Raw genomic sequence first — 18,091 nt, 5'->3', positions numbered from 1 at the left:
CCACTGAAGACGGTCGGACCTTCTCGGGCGAAGCAGTCAGTTCCAGCCGCCGGTGGTGGTGCACACGCACACATCACCGGCGGCTGGCTGTTTGAGTCAGCAATTTGGCTCCTGTGGTCTGAAGCTGCCTGCTCGAATCGGCGGCTAGCTGGTGGGCTCCGAAGCTGATGGCTGTGGCCGGGGCCTCAGAACGGCGGTGGGCCGCCGGAGTCCCAGATCCACTCGTTCTCATTCTCAGTTGAGCGCCCGCCGAGCATGGGGGTGTTCTTCACCCAACCGGCTTGCCCATCGGCAGCGGCTGGTCCGGGGCACTCTTCAGAAGTCTGCTTGTCGCCGTGCCATCTCTCGCCTGCTGGGCGGGTGGTCGACTTCGGCGGGTCAGATGTTGGGCCCGCCTGTCGTTGCAGTTCTTCGAATACCTTCGCGTGGGCAGCGTTGATCGGATGGTCGCCTGCCGCCACCTCGGCGCTCAGTCCGTGTCGGAAGACGTATTGGACGAATCCCGCGCGGTTCATTCGCACCGAGTATTTGCGATCCGTCTTTGCTTGATGGTGCATTTTGCAGAGCGGGTGGAGATTGCCGAATCGCGTCAATCCACCGTCCGCCGGATGATCATGGTCGAAGGGCACGACATGGTCGATCTCCGTGGTCTCCGCTCTGCGTGTGCATCCGGGAATCGTGCAGGCCTGCCATTTCGCGATCAATGTCTGCCGGACGTTCTCGGGTATCTGGTAGGTCGCCGCCTTAGCGTCGACCGGTGTGCCCGTTGCTGGATCCGTGAGAATCCGCGTCCAAGACTTTGCATGCCTGGCAACGCGCCTCGCGGTCTCCGCCGGGATTGGAGAACCGTCGGAGAAAGTGCCGGAGAGTTCTGCGGAGCCCGTCAACGTAAGGAAAGGGACTGTGGTGATCATTTTCGCCTGCGAGTCCAACCACTGCTCATGAGTGGGCATCGTGAGAACGACTTCCGGCTCACTCGCGTCCTCGTCGGTGTCCGTTCCACCCACGCCGGCGCTGCCAACGCGAGCCCCAATAACGCCTTCCTGCACGGCATTGACGACAGCAGCTGGGGTCATAGTCTGTTCAGCGGGCACATTGAGCGGAATGTCACGCGTCGAAGTCACCCCTGTCGTCGTATCGGTCGAAGTGACCTGAATGCTCAGTTGCGGGATGGTCCGCGTGAGGATGTCGAACATGAGAGCATCGATTCCACGGTCATCGTCGATCGCGGTGCCCGGCTCCAACTGGTCGCTGAAGGCTGCGATGTTTCCCGAGCGGATCGCCCGGGCAAATGCCGCGATCCGCAGGTAGCAGGCCTGCAGTTCGGGAGCGGGTCCGGCCAGAGTGAGGTACGCGGTCCCGTCGGGAGTGGTCGTGATGTCGACACGTCGACGTTTGCTGGCCTCTTCCACACGTTCTTCGAGGGGTTCGAGGACTGCGATCTTCATGCCCAAGGACTTCTTGAAAGTTTCAATCGTGATGTCTGCGCGACGTTGCGCAAGGTAGTCATCGACGAGTGGAAGGTTTTCGAACTTCACGTCGCGGCAAGCATGAGCAGTGGCATGGACGTGCTCGATGGTGAACTCGCCGGCAACGCAGCGGGCAAAGAATTTGGGCAACCCATGTACGAGGGTCATCGCCGAAGTTATCTGCACATATGCTCGTGCAGTTGTCGCCCCTAGAACTGTGGTGAATTCCGCGATGTCTTCGGCCTGCGAAAGTTCATGCACCCAACCGTAGAAGGTCTGATCCAACCTGAAACGGGGAAAGGACGGAAGCTTGCTCTTGCGCTTCTTGCGCTTAGCGGCTGTGGAAGAACGGCGCTCACGGTGGTATCTGCGGACGGTTTCGGCGATCGTCGCGTGGGCATAAGGCTGACCGGGGTGGGGATTGTAGAGCCGCAGATTCTCGACGGTCTCATTGAAGAACAGTTCTGCAGAGACGTCCAACGCCGACAGTTGCGCCTGATCGCTGGCGGCGAAAACCTGTGCCGCCTCAGCGAATGGAGAATCTGCATCGATGCGAAGGCGGCGAGCGGAGTGTGTCGGCCCCGCTTCCGCCCTGCCAGTCCCTGTATCTGCTCCGCCAGTCTCGGCATCAGCTCCTCCGACATCAGCATCGCGCGGCTGTCCGGTCGCGACGCCTTGCGCGGTCTTGTCGGACTCCGTGCGACCAGCGGAATCGCGACCAGGCTCGGGCCCAGTGCTGTCGGAATCGGAGGGAAACTTCACTGGTGGTCACCTGCTCTTCACGTCGCTGTGAGTGCCTACCTCAATTCTAGCCGCAAACCCTAAATTTCAACATCACGATTGGATAACAAACGCCATTCTTGTTCGATCTCCAATCGATCAAACAATTAGTATGAAATGAATGAGATCATGAAAACGGCAGCAGGAGGAGGGGGACGAGGGATATCGGCACTCCGCCCCACACTCGACTGCTGACCCACGCTCAACTGCTGACGGGCGCTCGACTCCAGGTCTGTTCTCGACTCCAGGTCTGTTCTCGACTCCAGACCGGTGCTCGACGGCTGGTCAGTCACAGTTCACCGAATCAACAGTCCCGGCAGCTGATCCATCGCGGTGAAGATCTCATGGGCACCCACGACTTCCAACGCCTCCGGCCGCTGGTGCACTGGCGAGTCAGGACAGAATCCAAGGACGTGTGCACCCGCGGCCACGCCTGCTGTCACACCGGTCGGCGAGTCCTCGATCACTGCGGTCTCGTTCGGGTCGACGCCCAGGGCGGCAGCCGCCGCCAAGTACACGTCCGGAGCCGGCTTCGAATGCGGCAGCTCCATGCCGGAGAAGATCCGGCCATCGAAGACGTCGAAGAGGCCGATCTTCCGCAGCTGCAGGTTGATCTTGGGACGGTCAGCGCTCGATGCGCACGCAAGCAGGCCGGGGTAGACAGCGTCCAGGTCACGGACCGCCTCGGCGATTCCCGGGATTGCTTCCAGCGATGCCTCGAGCGCTTCGTTGCGACGCTCGCGAAAACCGCTCAGCCATTCGGCGTCGATGCGCACACCGGCGTGCTTCTCGATGACGTCTACCTCGTCGCGGAGCATCTTCCCCACGAACCGGGATATGCATTCCTCCCGCGAGATCTGCCACCCCAGCTCATTGAGCATCTCCCACAGGACCGTATTCGTGAGGCGCTCAGAGTCGACGAGCACTCCGTCGCAGTCGAACAGCACAGCAGCATATTTCGGGCTCGAATCCATACTCTGATTCTGCCACCCGGTACAGACGCAGCAGCGTTCACCCTAGGCCGCACGCCGCCCGAAGTCAGCGCAGATCTGCCCGAGGAGATCCACGCCGGCCCAGTGCTGCCGGAATAGCCCGAGATGATCCCCGGCCAACCAGCCGCAGGTCAGCCGACCGAGATCGTGGATGCCGAGTACAGGATGTAGGCGGAGAAGAGCGCGCAGCCGATGATGACCAGCGCGAACAGGCTCAGCCAGGCACCAGCTGGCAGGCTGGAACCCTGGGCGAGGATGTAGGCGTCAGACTGCTGGATGTGGCGCCTGCGAGTGTGCACGCGGATGACCTTGACGAGGTCCTTGAGCGAGCCGATGGCCAAGGCTGTTCCCAGGCCGGCGACGAAGATGGAGATCGATTCGGCCGGCAGGAACACGACGACGAGCTGCGCGGCCACAGCAGCGACCACCGCAATCATGGCCCCAGCGAGGTTCCGAATGAAGATGAGCGCGACCAGCAGAATGAGCGCACCGACCGAGAGGGCCAGCGGCGCCCACCCCTGAGTCGCCGAGGTGATGAGGACCACCCCGAGGACGCCGGGTGCCGGATATCCCCAGAAACCCGACCACGTCGCCGAGAATCCGACCTTGCCGAAGGAATTCATCTGCCCCGAATGGTCGAAGTTCAGCGAAATCCCCTTGACGACCCGACCGGTCATCAATGCCGCGAAGGCGTGGCCGAGCTCGTGGACGAAGGTGACGAACATGCCGAAGAATCGCCAGATCCCGGGCGTTAATGTGACGACCAGCGGGATTCCGATGACGAGGAGCAGCTGCACGGCATCGGGTTCGAGTCCGTCCTGACGTCCGAATCCGGCCGTGATGGCTTCCCACCAGGTTGATACGCCCTGCTTCAGGTCCATGCACGCACCTCCGCCGATTCCTCTCCCGCTGCCGACACCTGTTCACTCGCCGCCGACACTTGCTCGTTCATAGCGGCCCAGTCTATGAACCGACCCTGAGTGGCATCTTCAGGGTCCAGGAAGTCACCCCTATAAGCAGTCACCCCGACAAGTAACCACCCCTCTACCAAGCCGCCCAGACCACGCCATGTGATCGAAGTCTCCGCGTCAGTCTCTTACCCGCGCCTCAGCCGCGCTCATAGAATTCTTCTGTGCCGACCACCGACGCTCTTCTCGCCTTTCTCGCCGCCGCCCTCGTCATCATCGTGATTCCCGGGCCGACGGTGCTCTTCGTCGTCGGCCAATCACTCTCACACGGTCGACGTTCGGGCCTGACGAGCGTGCTCGGCGGCAGCGTCGGCATCATCCCGATCATCGTGGCCGTGGCCTTCGGTGTGGGCACCATCGTCGCCCAATCGCTCGTCATCTTCACGATCGTCAAGATCCTCGGCGCCGGCTACCTCGTCTACTTAGGCGTCCAGGGCATCCGGCATCGCAAGATCGGCAATGAGGTGCCCGAGGACCCAGCCCTGTCACGAGACGCCGACGCCGAGGTGGAATCGTTCGTTCCTGCCGGACGCGAACTCAGCTACCGGTCGATGTTCATGCAGGGCTTCATCGTCGGCATCTCGAACCCGAAGACGATCATCTTCTTCGTCGCCGCCCTCCCCCAGTTCGTCTCGATCGAGGCCGGGCATGTGCCGCTGCAGATGATCGTCCTCGGCCTCCTCTTCCAAGCTCTCGCCCTGTTCTCGGACGGATCGTGGGCCTTCATCGCCGGCACTGCGCGCAGCTGGTTCGCTCGCTCGCCGAGGCGGATGTCACGCATCCGTGGAATCGGCGGCGGCATGCTCATCGGCTTGGGCGGAACGCTGGCCTTCGCCAGCCAGTAGCTCGCCAGCCGGTAATCCGAGATCGCTCGACGCTCCGGCCGAGAAATCGGACCCACCAGCCCGAGAATCCGTGCTCACTGATTGGAGAACGCGGCGTCAAAGGACGTCTCGGGCCGCTTCCACAGCAGTTCACGGATCCGCACAACCGCCTCGGCGGCTCCGTGGAGACGATCCATCCCGGCATCTTCCCATTCGATCGAGATCGGCCCGGTGTAGCCGATCGAGCTCAGCGCTCGGAAGGCATCCTCCCAGTGCATGTCCCCGTGCCCTGTCGACACGAAGTCCCACCCTCGCCGAGGTTCGCCCCAGGGAAGATGTGAACCGAGGATGCCGCTTCGTCCGCTTGCAGGCCGAAGTCGTGTGTCTTTGCAGTCGACGTGGTAGATGCGGTCGGCGAAGTCGGTGATGAAGCCGATCGTGTCCAGGCCCTGCCACAGCAGGTGGCTCGGGTCCCAGTTGAGACCGAAGGCTTCCCGGTGGTCGATGGATTCCAGGGCCCGCACGGTCGTCCAGTAGTCGTAGGCGATCTCGGAGGGATGAACCTCGTGAGCGAAGCGCACGCCTTCACCGTCGAAGACATCGAGGATGGGATTCCACCGATCGGCGAAGTCCTCGTAGCCGGCATCGATGACCTCGGCCGGAACTGGTGGGAACATCGCCACATACGGCCAGACCTTGGACCCTGTGAACCCGACGACCGTATCCACACCGAGCTTTCGGGCCACCCGAGCAGCCCGCTTCATGTCCTCGGCGGCGCGCTGCCGCACGCCTTCGGCCTCACCGTCGCCCCAGACATAGTCGCGCACGATCGCCTGATGGCGGAAGTCGATCGGATCATCGCACACCGCCTGGCCAGCGAGGTGGTTCGAGATCGCCCAGACCTTGAGACCGTGTCGATCGAGCACATCGAGACGTGACTGCAGGTAGGCGGGGTCCTCGTCCGCTCTGGCGAGGTCCAGGTGGTCACCGGAACACGCGATCTCCAGCCCGTCATAGCCCCAGGAGGCCGCCAGTCGAGCGACCTCCTCGAACGGCAGATCGGCCCACTGACCCGTAAACAGGGTGACCGGATGAGATGAGTCTGTCATTGCTTCTCCTTCGCAGTTCGTTTCGCCGCCCAATCCGCCGAGTCCCCGTCCGTACCGAAAGCCCCGTCCGCAACGGAGTCCCCACCCTTGCCGGAGTCCCCGTCCGCACCTGAAGCCCGGCGTCGTTGGTGGTCGGTGAGGAATTCGGCACTGGCCCGGGCGAGCTCGTCTTGGCTCGGTGCCAGCGGACGCCAGATTGAGGCGGCCACGGCGATGGTGTCGTTGTCGGCGGTGAAGCTCTCCACTGTCAGAGGTCCCGCGTAGGCGATGTCGTCTAGGGCATCGAAGAAGGCGTCCCAATCTGTGTGGTCCCCGCCCACCGGGCCCCGATCGTTGCCGCAGACTTGGACGACCTTGCAGTGGTCTCCGGCGGCTCTGATCGCGGCCGCAGGCGAGCGCTCCTCAATATTCAGGTGATAGCTGTCCAGCGCCAGTCCGATGCCTCGATCCAACAAGGGGTCGAGTGCCTCAAGTGCTTGGTCGACCGTATTGATGATGCTGGTCTCGTACCGGGTGAGAGGTTCCACCGCCAGGGTCACGCCGCGTTCGGCGGCGTAGTCGGCAACGGGGCGCAGCGCCTCCCGAAGTGTCTCCACGACCCGGCTCCGCTCGCCCGCATCCATCCGCCACACCCGCCCGGTCGCGGCCGTGAACGGACCGGCCACGGTGGGTGAACCCACGGCGAGCGCCACATCCACGCAGTGCCGGAGATAGTCCTGGGTATCGGCACGGTACAGCGGGTCGATGAGGTCACGACCGGGACCCATCGCTCCGACGATCCGGGCACCCATGCCATACCCAGCCAGCACCTCGGCGGCGGTGGCCGGGTCCCAGTCACCCGGGTTCTCCACGGGCAGCTCCAGCAGACCGAACCCGAACCCTCGGGCTCGGTCCGCCAGATCACCGAGGTGCTGCGTCGTCAGCGGCGAGGTCCACACCCAGGTGTTGACCCCGATCTCGCGAACGATGCCCGTGCTTCCGCTACCGTCGGTCATGACTTCACTCCCCGATCAGGGGATGACTCGGTCCTGCCACACCTGCGGGAATCCGGCCATGTCCTCACCGCCGAACTTCGCATAGTGGCCATCGGGCATGCCCTTGTTGCGGTCAAGGTAGTCATCAAGGTCCTCGGCCGTGATCGGGCTCTGCGGCAGCACCCATTCGGTCGGGACTTCCTCGCCCTTGAAGATCTTCTCCGCGGCCAGCAGCGGGGTCCGCCACTGGAAGTTCGAGTAGACGGGAGCCAGTGCGGTCATCTCGGTGTCCTTCCACTTCCGCAGGAAGCTCAGCTCGTCCTCTCCGGTCATCACCGGATAGTCCTTTCCTGCGTCTTCGAACGCTTCGATGGCGGACACGGCACCGTCGCCCGCATCCATCCAGATGCCCTGGACGTCGCCCTTGGCAAGCTCATCGGAGACGACCTTCTTGATCTCTGCCGGATCGCCCTCGGTGAAGTAGTCAACAACCTCGATTCCGGCCTCGCCGAAGAGTTTGTCCGCTGCTGCCCACCGCTGTTCGAGCACGTCGACGCCGGGCAGGATCCGCAGGGCCACGACCTTGTCGCCTTCATTGAGGTTGTCGATGAGGAACTGCGAGGTGTCGATGCCCCAGGCGAAGCCGCCGATGGGATGGATGAACGTCACGGCGCAGTCGGTTTCGACTCCGCGGTCGAAGACGATGACGGGTTTGTCGGTCTTGCACGCCCGCTCGACCGCCGGTGTGATCGCGGCCGTCGAGTTCGGGGAGATGATGAAGCCGTCGCAGTCGCCCTCGGAGATGAAGTAGTCGATGTCCGCGATCTGCGTATCATCGTTGTCCTGGGCGTCACGGGTCTCCATCTCGGTGATGACGCCGTCCTTCTTCAGCTCCTTGAGCTGCTCGTTCATCGAAATCCACCCGGTCTGGCGCCAGGGGTTCGAGATCGAGGCGTTGGCGAAGCACATCTTGTTCCCGCCATCGGATTTGAACTCCGAGGTGTCCCCCATCTTCGGGTTGATCATCTGCAGGTAGGGCTTATCCTCCGGACCGTCCGGGACGACTTCACGCTGCTTGAACTGCTGGTCATAGACCTTCTGGTCGAACCATTCCTCGGCCGGCGCTTCCTCCTGCGCCCCGTCACCTTCGTCCGCCGGTTCCACGGACGGGTCGGTGGTGCACCCCGCCAATGCGATGAGAGCGGCGGCACTGGCAATGCCGAGCGCGCTCCTCAGTCCTCGTTTCATGATGTAATCTCCCTTGTCATTTCCGTGCGGCATCGTCGCCGCCGGTGAGTTGGATCGGCGAAGATGCCCCCGCCGAGGTTGTGCTTGGGTCCCGCGGCTCAGTCGAGCCGGTCGGATCGGTTGGGTCGATCGCCGAGGTGGTCGGTCGTTTGCGCTTCTTCGCGAACACGACACCGGAGTACGCGACTGCCGCGATGATGATGGCTCCCTGGATCGCATCACGCATCGTCGCCGGCACCGAGGTGAAGTTGAGCAGCGTGAACAGGGACTCGAGGGTGAAAGCTCCGATAAGTGCCCCGATGACGGTCCCCCGACCGCCGCCGAGGACGACTCCGCCCAGGACCACTGCCGTGATCGCGGTGAATTCGTAGCCCTGACCGACGGAGGGATGGACGCCGGCATAACCGGCGAGGAGCACCCCGGCCACCGTGGCGGCAAGGGAGGACAGGACGAAGGCGAGAGTCTTCGTCCTCCACACGTTCGCGCCGGCGAAGGACACCGCCTGCGCGTTGTCGCCGATGGCGACCACGGTCCTGCCGAATGGCCTCCGTGAGATCCAGACGGCGAACACGATCGCCGCGATCAGGATGAGGACGGCGTAGGGCAGGAGGCCCAGGACCGGTATCCCTTCGATTCCTCCGCGGCCCAGCTGTCGGAAGGATTCGGCGGGGTTGCCCGTCGCCGCTCCTCCCGTCCACCACATGACCGCCCCGTGGATGACGAGCATCGTGCCGAGGGTGACGATGAATGAGGGGACTTTGAGCAGCGTCGTGGCCAACCCGTTGACGATGCCGACCACGACGCCGATGACGAGCATGATGATGAGCACCGGCACCGTCTTCGAGTCGTCCTCGCCGATGAGATGGCCCGCGGTCATCACCTGTGCCGTGACCACTGCGCCCATCGACAGGTCGAACTCACCGCTGACGATGACAAAGTACTGGCCGATGGCGACGATCGCGACCGGCGAGACCCTCTGGATGAAGCGCATGAGCGCCCCGGGCTCTGCGAAGCTCGGATTGAGGACGACGATGGCGATGAGAATGACGATGAGGAGGACGACCACGGCGCCGCGCGGATCCGCGATTCGCTCGATCAGTCGACGAAGTCCTCCATCGCCGAGGTGGGTCTCGGGAGTTCTCGAATTCATCCCAGGCTCCCTTCCTGGTCGCTTCGCGCGCCGGTTTCCCGTGGACCGCCGATCGCCGCCGAAGCGGACTCCGGAGCGGGTTCGGACCCTGCCGCGATATTGGGCCCCGTGGGCACATCAGCGAAGCGGATTCTGCGGGCGATGACTCTGCGGCGAGCATAGAGCGCCACGGCGATGATGATGACGAGTCCGCGGATGACGTCCTTGAGGAAGGGGTTGAACTGCATGACGCTCATGAGATTATCGAGGACGGCGAAGATGGCGACGCCGCCGATGGTGCCCCAGATCGAGCCGCGTCCGCCCATGAGAACCGTTCCGCCGAGGACGACTGCCGCGATCGAGAGCAGGTCGTAGCTGCCCTGTGAGCCGACGGTCGGGCTGCCCACACCCAGGCGGCTGGCCAGCAGCAGACCCGCCAGTCCCGCGAATACGGAGCTGCCGATATGGGCGCCGATGAGAGGCAGACGCTGCCGGACACCGGAGAGTCGAGCGACCTCCGAGTTGCCGCCCACAGCGAAGAGATGATGCCCGAAACTGGTTCTGACCAGGATGAATGCCACCAGCCCGGCCAAGGCGAGCATGACGATCGTCGAGATCGGCACGGGGCCCACGCCGGTGGCGCCGAAGAGTTGGAAGGACCAGGGAACGCTGCCTTCGGTGCCCTGGTAGTTCGTATCCAGATATCCCTTGAGCATGAGTCCGACCCCAAGGGTCGCAACGAATCCGTGAACTCCGAGGACGGTGACGATGAGACCGTTGGCCAGACCGATGCAGGCCGTGACCACGAGCGTCAGCAGCACCGCGGGCAGCACCATCGCATCGCTGCCGTTCATCGTCTGCGCCGCGATCAGACTGGCCAGGCTCATCACATAGGGAACCGAGAGATCCAGGGAGGCGCCGAGGATCACCAGGGTCTGTCCGATGGCGACGAATCCCAACACGCTCATCCCGGTGAGAATGTCGCGGATGTTGCCGGGGCTGAAGAAGTTGCGACCGGTCGTGGCGACGAGCACGGCACCGATGATGAGCACGCCGACGAGCGCGAGGTAGACAAGGGCCGTCGTATCGAGGCGACGCAACTGTGTCCTCATCGCTCCCCCACCTTCCGCCCATCGTCATCAACCAGCCCATCGTCACTGACCACCTGGGCCTCGGTTCCCGTGGCCAGGGCCAGCACCTCTTCCTCGGTCGAACTCGGGGGAAGCTCCCCGGCGATGCGACCATCTGCCATGACAAGAACCCGATCAGACATGCCCAGCACCTCGGGAAGCTCACTGGAGACGAGAAGGATCGCGACACCTCGGCGAGCGAGACTGCGGATCAGACGGTAGACGGCGACCTTGGCGCCGACGTCGATTCCTCGAGTCGGCTCATCGAGCAGCACCACGCGTGGTGAGGTGGCCAGCCACTTGGCCAGCACGACCTTCTGCTGGTTGCCTCCCGACAGAGCCCTGACTTCCTGATCCGCGCCGCGGCTGATCACCTCGAGGGATTCGAGGATCCCGGGAATCTTGGCCCGCATCCCAGACGTGCGGGAGGGGAAGACCGCGCGGATCGCCAGCAGCGCATTGTCGAGAATGGATTGGGAGAGCACGAGACCGGTGCCTTTGCGGTCCTCTGTGACCAGTGCCAGGCCGCGCCGGACTCCGTGCCTGGCGGTGGCGATGCGCACTGCCTCACCGTCGAGGCGCACCTGACCACGAGTGAAGGGCTCGGCACCGAAGATCGCGGACAGCAGCTCCGACCGGCCGGATCCCTGCAGTCCCGCGAGTCCGAGGATCTCGCCGGCACGGAGGTCGAGGGTGATGTCATCGAGCTGCTCGTTTCCTCCCCCGCTCACCGAAAGCACGGTGTCACCGATCTGCGTCTCCGGTTCCCGTTCGGGGAAGAACGTGCTGATGGGCCTGCCGACCATGGCGCGCACGAGGCCTGCCTGATCCATCTCTGCCGTCGGCTGACTGGTGACGAGGGCGCCGTCCTTCATCACGGTGATCGTGTCGCAGAGATCGAAGACCTCCTGCAGCCTGTGTGAGACGTAGATGATCGCCACGCCCTTGGACTTCAGGGTCGCGATGACCCGGTAAAGAACAGCGACCTCATTGTCCGACAGCGCCGCGGTGGGTTCGTCCATGGAGATCACCCGGGCATCGACGGAGAGTGCCTTGATGATCTCGACGATCTGCTGTTCGGCCACGGTCAGCCAGCCGACCTTCGCATCGGGCGTGATGCCCTCCACGTCGAGGTCATCGAGCAGGGTCTGTGTCTTGGCTCGCATCGTGGCCACATCGACGAGACCACGGCGTCGGGGTTCCCTGCCTAAGAAGACGTTCTGTGCCACGGTGCGGTCGGGCAGCAGATTGAATTCCTGGAAGACCGTGGCCACCCCTGCCCTCCCGGCCTCGACCGGATGGGAGAAGTCGACGACCTGCCCATCGATTCGCACCTCGCCCCCATCTCTGCGGTGGACGCCGGCGATGATCTTCATCAGGGTGGACTTTCCGGCCCCGTTCTCTCCGACGAGGCCGTGGACCGTGCCGGCGTACACCTCAAGCGAAATGTCGTGCAGGACTTCGACTCCGAAGAACTGCTTGCGGATCCCTGTGGCGCTGAGCACCGCTGCCTCGGTCATCGCGCTTCGACCTCGACCCATGAACGATCGGCCGCCGATCTGAGCACGGCCTCTGTCACGAGCGCCGCGCGCACACCGTCGTCGAGAGTCGGCACGCCTTCGCGCACCTCACCGGCGAAGACAGCATAGGAGTCGTCGATGAACGCGTTGAACGCGTCCTGATAGCCCTGCGGATGACCGGGCGGGACCGTGCACAGACGAGCGGCGTCGGGAGACAGCGCGTCCGGGTCACGATCGAGAAGCAGACTGCCGGCGCGACGACCGACCCACAGCTGCTCTGGCTGCTCCTGAGCGAACCGCAGGCTCTCCTTCGAACCGCCGACCTCGACGACGAGTCGATTCTTGCGTCCCGGTGCCAGCTGGGAGACCAGAATCGAACCGATGCCGCCACCACTGAGCTCGACCGTCATCGCAACTGTGTCCTCGGTGGTCACCTCGGCACCGCCTCGGCGAGGGTGAACGGTTCTCGTCGTCGCGACCACGGACATGATGTGTTCGCCGGTGATGAATTCGATGAGGTCGACGAGGTGGGAGCCGATGTCGGCGAAGGCTCGGGAGGGTCCTCCGGAGCTGGCATCGACGCGCCAGTTCTCGTCCTCGGCGCTCAGCAGCCAGTCCTGGAGGTAGCTGGCGTCGACGGTCAGCAGTGTTCCGGCGTCTCCTCGGCGAATTCGGGCGCGGGCCTCGCGGACCATCGGATGATAGCGGTAGACGAACGGAACGGTTCCGCCCAATCCGAGTGATTTCGCCCGGTCGCGGATGGCGGCCGCAGCGGAGGCATCGGTGGCCAGGGGCTTCTCGCAGATGATGTTCGAGCCCGCGTCCAGGGCGCGCAGCGAGTGTTCGGCGTGGGTGCTGTTCGGGGTGCAGACGTGGACGACATCGAGATCGTGGTCGAAGAGATCCTCGCCGTTCGCGGCCGCCTCGTAACCGAGTTCAGCTGCGGCTCTTCGACTGCCGGCTGCGCTCGAGGTCGCGATCACGCGAAGCTGAGCTCCGGCGGCGCGGGCGGCCCGAGTGTGCGTGCGGGCCATGAAGCCACCACCCACCATCCCGATTCGAGGTGGAGGGGCGAAGGTCTGGGCAACGGTGTCCATGACCCATTCTGATGTCGGCTTCACCACTTTTGTCAAGTACTTTTTAGAAGTCTGTAGTCAATCGTCACCTTCTGATAATCCCCTTTACCGAATGTGCTTTACTGAGGGAATGAGCCAGGTGACCGTTTCGCACGCCCTCGATCTGTCGCATGCCGGCGGGCTGTTCCAGCTGCTGCGCGACGGACTGCCGCGAACTCGGGCCGATCTGGCGAAGTCGACCGGCCTCTCACGTCCCACCATCGCGCAGAGGATCGACCAGCTCCTGGGCCTCGGACTCATCACTCCCGTCAGTGACGCCGCCTCGACCGGTGGTCGGCCCAGCTCGCAGTTCGCGTTCAATCCCCAGGCCAGGGTCGTCGTCGCCGCGGACTTCGGCGCCTCTCACGCCCGCCTGGCCGTGACGGACCTGACCGGCACCGTCCTGGCGGAGCTCGGCGAGGAACGCGAGATCTCCGACGGCCCAGTCAGTGCCATCGAGTGGCTGAGATCTTCGGCCCTGTCCCTGCTCACCGAAGCCGATCGCAGTGCCGACGACGTGGTCGGGGTGGGCATCGGCCTGCCCGGACCGGTCGAGTTCTCCACCGGGCGCCCGATCAATCCGCCGATCATGCCCGGCTGGGATCGCTTCGATCTGCCCGGTGCCCTCAAGCAGACCTTCTCCGCCCCGGTTCTCGTCGACAACGACGTCAACATCATGGCCCTCGGCGAGCAGACCTCTGCCTGGCCGGAGACCACGGATCTCATCTTCGTCAAGGTTGCCACGGGAATCGGCGCCGGCATCATCTCCGGCGGCTCGCTTCGTCGCGGCTCGCATGGCGCCGCAGGCGACATCGGCCACGTCGCCCTGCCGCGGGCCGCGGACATTCCCTGCGCCTGCGGCAATCGCGGGTGCCTGGAAGCCGTGGCCTCCGGCAGATCGATCGCCCGCGAACTCTCCCGGGCCGGACTCGAAGCGAGAACGCCCGGCGATGTGATCCGGCTCGTCAAGGCCGGTGACCTGCAGGCGATACAGGCTGTCCGCCAGGCCGGCCGGGACCTCGGCGAGGTGCTGACCACGTGCGTGAGCCTCATGAATCCTTCGCTCATCCTCATCGGCGGCGCCATGGCCCAGGCGGCCGAGCACCTCGTGGCAGGCGTCCGGGAAGTCGTCTACGCACGGTCGATCCCACTCTCGACCGAACATCTCACGATCGCTCCCTCCAATGCAGCGGGCAATGCCGCCATCCTGGGGGCTGCCCATCTGGCCATCGACGCGGCACTCTCACCCGAACGCATCGCCGCCGCCCTGTCCCGGCAGTGAGGAACGTCCCACACGCCCTTAGCGTCCCAGGTGACTGATCTGCGAGCTCGCACCATTATCATAGGAAGTGCGCACCCCCAAACGGCGGCGCCCTTTCTACGAAGGAGTCCCCCACTTGCCCCATAATCGAGCATTCGCCCAAGTCGACGTCTTCTCCGCGGATCCCTACCGCGGCAACCCCGTCGCGGTCATCCTCGACGCCGAGGGACTGAGCGAGACCGATATGGCCCGGATCGCAAACTGGACGAACCTGTCCGAGACGACCTTCGTCCTCCCTCCGACGAATCCCGACGCCGACTACCGCCTGCGGATCTTCACCCCCGCCCGCGAACTCCCCTTCGCCGGACACCCCACCCTCGGATCGGCGGCGGCCTGGCTGGAAGCCGGAGGCGTCCCGCGCAGCGAGGGGACGATCGTCCAGGAGTGCGGCCTCGGACTCGTCACCCTTCGCCGAGGCGGCCAGACCCTGTCCTTCGCCGCTCCCGAACCGATCCGCTCCGGTGACCTCGACGAAGACTTCGTCGAGCAGATCGCCGCCGCCCTCCACGTCGAGCGCACCGAGATCCTCGGTCACCAATGGGTCGACAACGGCCCCGGCTGGGCCGCAGTCAGACTCGCGAGCGCGCAGCAGGTCCTCGACCTCGAGCCCGACTTCTCGCAGATCCCCGACACCAAGCTCGGCGTCCTCGGCCCACACCCCGACGACAGCGCCCACGAGTATGAGATCCGGGCGTTCGTCCCCGGCACGGCCATCGGCGAGGATCCTGTGACGGGCAGCCTCAATGCCTCGGTCGCGCAGTGGCTCATCAAATCCGGCCTGGCCCCGGAAAAGTACACCGCCACCCAGGGCACGGCGCTGCGACGAGCCGGAGTCATCTCGATCTCCCACGAGGACGATGAGGTCTGGGTCGGCGGACCCACGACCGTATGCTTCAAAGGGACGGCATTCGCATGAGCCGAACAGAGAAGAAGCCGGTCACCGGGATCAGGCACAACAAGCGCAATGCCCCGGACAAGCCCCTGCGGATCTTCCACGGCCGCATCTACTTCGCCCTGCAGGCTCTCGCCGGGGCCGCCTGGTGGCTCGGGATCATCAATCTTCCGGGACTGCGCGATGCGACGCTCGGCGGCCTCAATCCGCTGCTCGTCTCCGCCATCCACATCCCGCTCTTCGTCATCGGCTCCGCCCTGGCGGCGCTGAACTTCCGGTGGGCCGTGTGGGGAGCCGTCGCCTGGACCACCCTCGTCGCCGTCTTCATGGTCATCTACGCCACCGTCACCACCGAGGGTGGGCTGGGCGCCGTCCTCATGGTGTTGGCCACGGTCGGCAGCCTCATCGCCGGGACACTCATGATCCTCGGCAGGATCCCGTCCGAGCGTCTCGTCACCGGCCCGTTCGCCTTCCGCAGTTCTCACACACGCGTGAGGTCGCAGCTTCTGATCAGAACCACGATCCAGATCGTGGTCTTCTGGGGAGTCTTCCTCATCGTCATTCCGGCGATCATCAATGCGTTCGAGGAACGCTGGAACCTGTCCGTGAAGTTCCCGATCCTCGTGATCGTCGCCGGCTTCGCCCTTCTCGCCTTCGGCACCGTCCTCGGCGTGTGGTCCGCACGGGCGATCGCGAACTTCGGTTCCGGTACTCCGCTGCCTTCCGCGATGGCCCACCATTTCGTCCAGAGGGGACCCTACGCCTTCGTGCGCAATCCGATGGCCATCGCCGGCATCGTCCAGGGTGTGGCGATCGGACTCTTCATCGGTTCGTGGTTGGTCATCGTCTACGCCATCGTCGGTTCGCTGCTGTGGAACTGGCTGATCCGTCCGCACGAGGAGGCCGACCTTCGTCAGCGCTTCGGCGCCGAGTACGACGAGTACGCCGCTCGAGTCTCCTGCTGGATTCCGACGTTCTCACAGTCCGACGAGGACTATGACGATGAGGACCGCGACGAGAACGAGGATGAGGCCGCGGTCGCTGAGGGTCGCGCTGACGATGCCAACGCCGACGGAGCCCGCGCCAAGCGCGACAACTCCTAGAGCTCCTGCTCGGCCCGGCCAGGACCGGAGTAGGATTCGGCCATGGTCACCTTCAGCACGACTCTCCTGCAGCTGGGCAACAACGTCGGCATCGAGGTGCCCGAGGACATTGTGCTCGGCTTCGGAGTCGGCAAGAGGGTCCCGGTCGTCGTCACGATCGCCGGGTACTCCTACCCCTCGACCACGGCGGTGATGGGTGGGAAGTTCCTGCTGCCGTTGGCCAAGGAGCATCGCGAGGCGAGCGGCGTCTCCGGCGGCGAGACTCATGAAGTCACGCTGACCCACGACACCTCGTCCCGCGAGACCCCGGTTCCCGATGACCTCGCCGAGGCGCTCGGCAGTGCCGGTGTCCGTGAGGTCTTCGATGGGCTGGCTCCGTCGAAGCGCAAGGAACATGTGCGGCAGGTCGAATCGTCCAAGGCCGAGGCCACACGGGAGCGTCGGATCGCGAAGATCGTCGGCTCCCTGGGGTGAACAGCCTGAGGCGAGTGAACACCCCGACCTGAGAGAATATCCGACGCTGACCGATCGACGTTCCTGAGTCTGTCCGGCCTCGAAATGTCCGGCCTCGAAGACTCAGCCCGCGTCGTGCATGGTCACCGCATAGCCATCGGGATCCACGAAGGTGAATGTCAGGCCGAAGGGGCTCGGTGCTGGTCCCCGCAGAATCTCCACACCGGCCGCGACGAGGCTGTCGTGCAGCGCCTGTGAGTCATCGCAGTTGAACCACAGCGCCACCCCGGTGCCGGGACGATCGATGGAGTCGAGGTCGACGTCGGGCAGCGGCTCACGCACGGCGAACGGTATCGGCGATGTCGCGAAGACCACCGCTCCGGGTGGCCCCGCCGGCGCCCGCGTCAGCCCGATCGTCTGCTCGTAGAATTCGGCCGCCTTCTCCAGGTCTCGCACCTGCAATGCGAGGAAATCCGGTCCTGTCACGCTCATGGTCGTTCCCATCTCTAGCTGCTGATTTATATGTCAGTGTTCTGACATAAACAATGTATGTCAGAATACTTACATGAGTCAAGAGATGCAGTCGCAGCAGTCCCGGTCACCCCAGGCGCTGGAGGCGATGATCGGATATCAGCTCAAGCACCTGCAGTCGGTGCTGCGCTCACGCATGGACGAGTCGCTGCGACCCTTGGGCCTCTCAACGCCGCAGTACGCCTGCCTCGAACTGCTGCGCCGAGCCCCGGGTGCATCGAACTCGGAACTCGCCCGCGGCGCCTTCGTCACGCGACAGACGATGAATACGCTGCTGAAGGGCCTGCAGGATCGTGGCCTGGTGACAAGAGCAACGAAGGCCGAAACCGGCAGGGCCCTGCCGACGACCCTGACCGAGGAGGGAGGCAAGGCCCTCGATCAGGCGGTCGAACGAGTTGAACGGATCTCAGCACTCATGGTCTCCTCGCTCGATGAGGAACTGAAGAGCCACCTCGGCGAGGCTCTCGATCTGTGCGTCGGTGCCCTCGAGAGCGAGGACACGAGGGGCACGGAAGAGGGCTGAGGTCGCCGAG

At 64.3% G+C, this 18,091-nt stretch carries 17 protein-coding genes; 6 read left to right on the top strand and 11 right to left on the bottom strand.

Going from position 1 to position 18,091, the window contains the following annotated elements:
• Nucleotides 1-185: 185 nt before the first annotated feature.
• The 3 genes from LQ788_RS00425 to LQ788_RS00415 all read right to left on the bottom strand — a co-directional run bounded on the left by LQ788_RS00425 (nt 186) and on the right by LQ788_RS00415 (nt 4,122).
• Nucleotides 186-2,231, bottom strand: coding sequence for an HNH endonuclease signature motif containing protein (locus LQ788_RS00425; RefSeq protein ID WP_231444167.1), 2,046 nt, complete (start codon nt 2,229-2,231; stop codon nt 186-188).
• Between the two features lie 314 nt (nt 2,232-2,545).
• A complete protein-coding gene (locus tag LQ788_RS00420; protein WP_231444165.1) occupies nt 2,546-3,223 on the bottom strand; it encodes an HAD family hydrolase in 678 nt (225 codons plus the stop codon).
• A 149-nt stretch (nt 3,224-3,372) separates the two neighbouring features.
• Nucleotides 3,373-4,122 carry a M50 family metallopeptidase gene (locus tag LQ788_RS00415; RefSeq protein WP_231444163.1) on the bottom strand — a complete coding sequence of 250 codons (750 nt, stop codon included), beginning with the start codon at nt 4,120-4,122 and terminating at the stop codon, nt 3,373-3,375.
• Between the two features lie 251 nt (nt 4,123-4,373).
• Here LQ788_RS00415 and LQ788_RS00410 point away from each other — a divergent pair, with 251 nt between their 5' ends.
• Nucleotides 4,374-5,054 carry a LysE family translocator gene (locus LQ788_RS00410; protein ID WP_231444161.1) on the top strand — a complete coding sequence of 227 codons (681 nt, stop codon included), beginning with the start codon at nt 4,374-4,376 and terminating at the stop codon, nt 5,052-5,054.
• 74 nt (nt 5,055-5,128) lie between these two features.
• On the opposite strand, the gene LQ788_RS00405 is transcribed toward LQ788_RS00410, so the two are convergent.
• From LQ788_RS00405 to LQ788_RS00375, 7 genes are read right to left on the bottom strand one after another with little or no spacing between them, the layout of a single operon-like run.
• The gene (locus tag LQ788_RS00405) at nt 5,129-6,142 is read right to left on the bottom strand and encodes a sugar phosphate isomerase/epimerase family protein (protein ID WP_231444159.1); all 1,014 of its coding nucleotides are present in this window, start codon (nt 6,140-6,142) and stop codon (nt 5,129-5,131) included.
• The gene (locus tag LQ788_RS00400; protein WP_231444157.1) at nt 6,139-7,137 is read right to left on the bottom strand and encodes a sugar phosphate isomerase/epimerase family protein; all 999 of its coding nucleotides are present in this window, start codon (nt 7,135-7,137) and stop codon (nt 6,139-6,141) included. The genes LQ788_RS00405 and LQ788_RS00400 overlap by 4 nt, the downstream gene beginning before the upstream one ends.
• A 15-nt stretch (nt 7,138-7,152) precedes the next feature.
• Complete coding sequence (locus tag LQ788_RS00395; protein ID WP_009884727.1) at nt 7,153-8,364, bottom strand: substrate-binding domain-containing protein; 1,212 nt, start codon at nt 8,362-8,364, stop codon at nt 7,153-7,155.
• Between the two features lie 16 nt (nt 8,365-8,380).
• Nucleotides 8,381-9,514, bottom strand: a complete 1,134-nt coding sequence (locus LQ788_RS00390) for an ABC transporter permease (RefSeq protein WP_096160103.1) — start codon at nt 9,512-9,514, stop codon at nt 8,381-8,383.
• Entirely contained in the window at nt 9,511-10,605 is a 1,095-nt protein-coding gene (locus LQ788_RS00385; RefSeq protein WP_069599143.1) for an ABC transporter permease, read from the bottom strand. The genes LQ788_RS00390 and LQ788_RS00385 overlap by 4 nt, the downstream gene beginning before the upstream one ends.
• Nucleotides 10,602-12,143, bottom strand: coding sequence for a sugar ABC transporter ATP-binding protein (locus tag LQ788_RS00380; RefSeq protein WP_231444155.1), 1,542 nt, complete (start codon nt 12,141-12,143; stop codon nt 10,602-10,604). The genes LQ788_RS00385 and LQ788_RS00380 overlap by 4 nt, the downstream gene beginning before the upstream one ends.
• The gene (locus LQ788_RS00375) at nt 12,140-13,240 is read right to left on the bottom strand and encodes a Gfo/Idh/MocA family protein (protein ID WP_231447501.1); all 1,101 of its coding nucleotides are present in this window, start codon (nt 13,238-13,240) and stop codon (nt 12,140-12,142) included. The genes LQ788_RS00380 and LQ788_RS00375 overlap by 4 nt, the downstream gene beginning before the upstream one ends.
• Before the next feature lie 109 nt (nt 13,241-13,349).
• On the opposite strand from LQ788_RS00375, the gene LQ788_RS00370 reads away from it, so the two are divergent.
• The 4 genes from LQ788_RS00370 (at nt 13,350) to LQ788_RS00355 (ending at nt 17,048) form a co-directional block, all read left to right on the top strand.
• Nucleotides 13,350-14,540 (top strand): ROK family transcriptional regulator, encoded by a 1,191-nt coding sequence (locus LQ788_RS00370; protein ID WP_231444153.1) that lies wholly within the window; start codon nt 13,350-13,352, stop codon nt 14,538-14,540.
• A gap of 115 nt (nt 14,541-14,655) precedes the next feature.
• Nucleotides 14,656-15,495 (top strand): PhzF family phenazine biosynthesis protein, encoded by an 840-nt coding sequence (locus LQ788_RS00365; RefSeq protein WP_231444151.1) that lies wholly within the window; start codon nt 14,656-14,658, stop codon nt 15,493-15,495.
• Nucleotides 15,492-16,574, top strand: a complete 1,083-nt coding sequence (locus tag LQ788_RS00360; RefSeq protein ID WP_231444149.1) for a methyltransferase family protein — start codon at nt 15,492-15,494, stop codon at nt 16,572-16,574. Before LQ788_RS00365 ends, LQ788_RS00360 begins: the two co-directional genes overlap by 4 nt.
• 42 nt (nt 16,575-16,616) lie before the next feature.
• Nucleotides 16,617-17,048 (top strand): YdeI/OmpD-associated family protein, encoded by a 432-nt coding sequence (locus LQ788_RS00355; RefSeq protein WP_231444147.1) that lies wholly within the window; start codon nt 16,617-16,619, stop codon nt 17,046-17,048.
• Nucleotides 17,049-17,150: 102 nt separating this feature from the next.
• Here the strand turns inward: LQ788_RS00355 and LQ788_RS00350 are convergent, their stop codons facing one another.
• Nucleotides 17,151-17,519 carry a VOC family protein gene (locus LQ788_RS00350; RefSeq protein ID WP_231444145.1) on the bottom strand — a complete coding sequence of 123 codons (369 nt, stop codon included), beginning with the start codon at nt 17,517-17,519 and terminating at the stop codon, nt 17,151-17,153.
• Nucleotides 17,520-17,592: 73 nt separating this feature from the next.
• On the opposite strand from LQ788_RS00350, the gene LQ788_RS00345 reads away from it, so the two are divergent.
• Nucleotides 17,593-18,081, top strand: coding sequence for a MarR family winged helix-turn-helix transcriptional regulator (locus LQ788_RS00345; RefSeq protein WP_231444143.1), 489 nt, complete (start codon nt 17,593-17,595; stop codon nt 18,079-18,081).
• Nucleotides 18,082-18,091 lie beyond the last annotated feature (10 nt).

It is taken from the genome of Brevibacterium zhoupengii, assembly GCF_021117425.1.
GTDB classification, from domain to species: Bacteria; Actinomycetota; Actinomycetes; order Actinomycetales; family Brevibacteriaceae; genus Brevibacterium; species Brevibacterium zhoupengii.
Note: the sequence above shows the minus strand (reverse complement) of the source record. Positions and strands in the feature narration are given on the sequence as shown.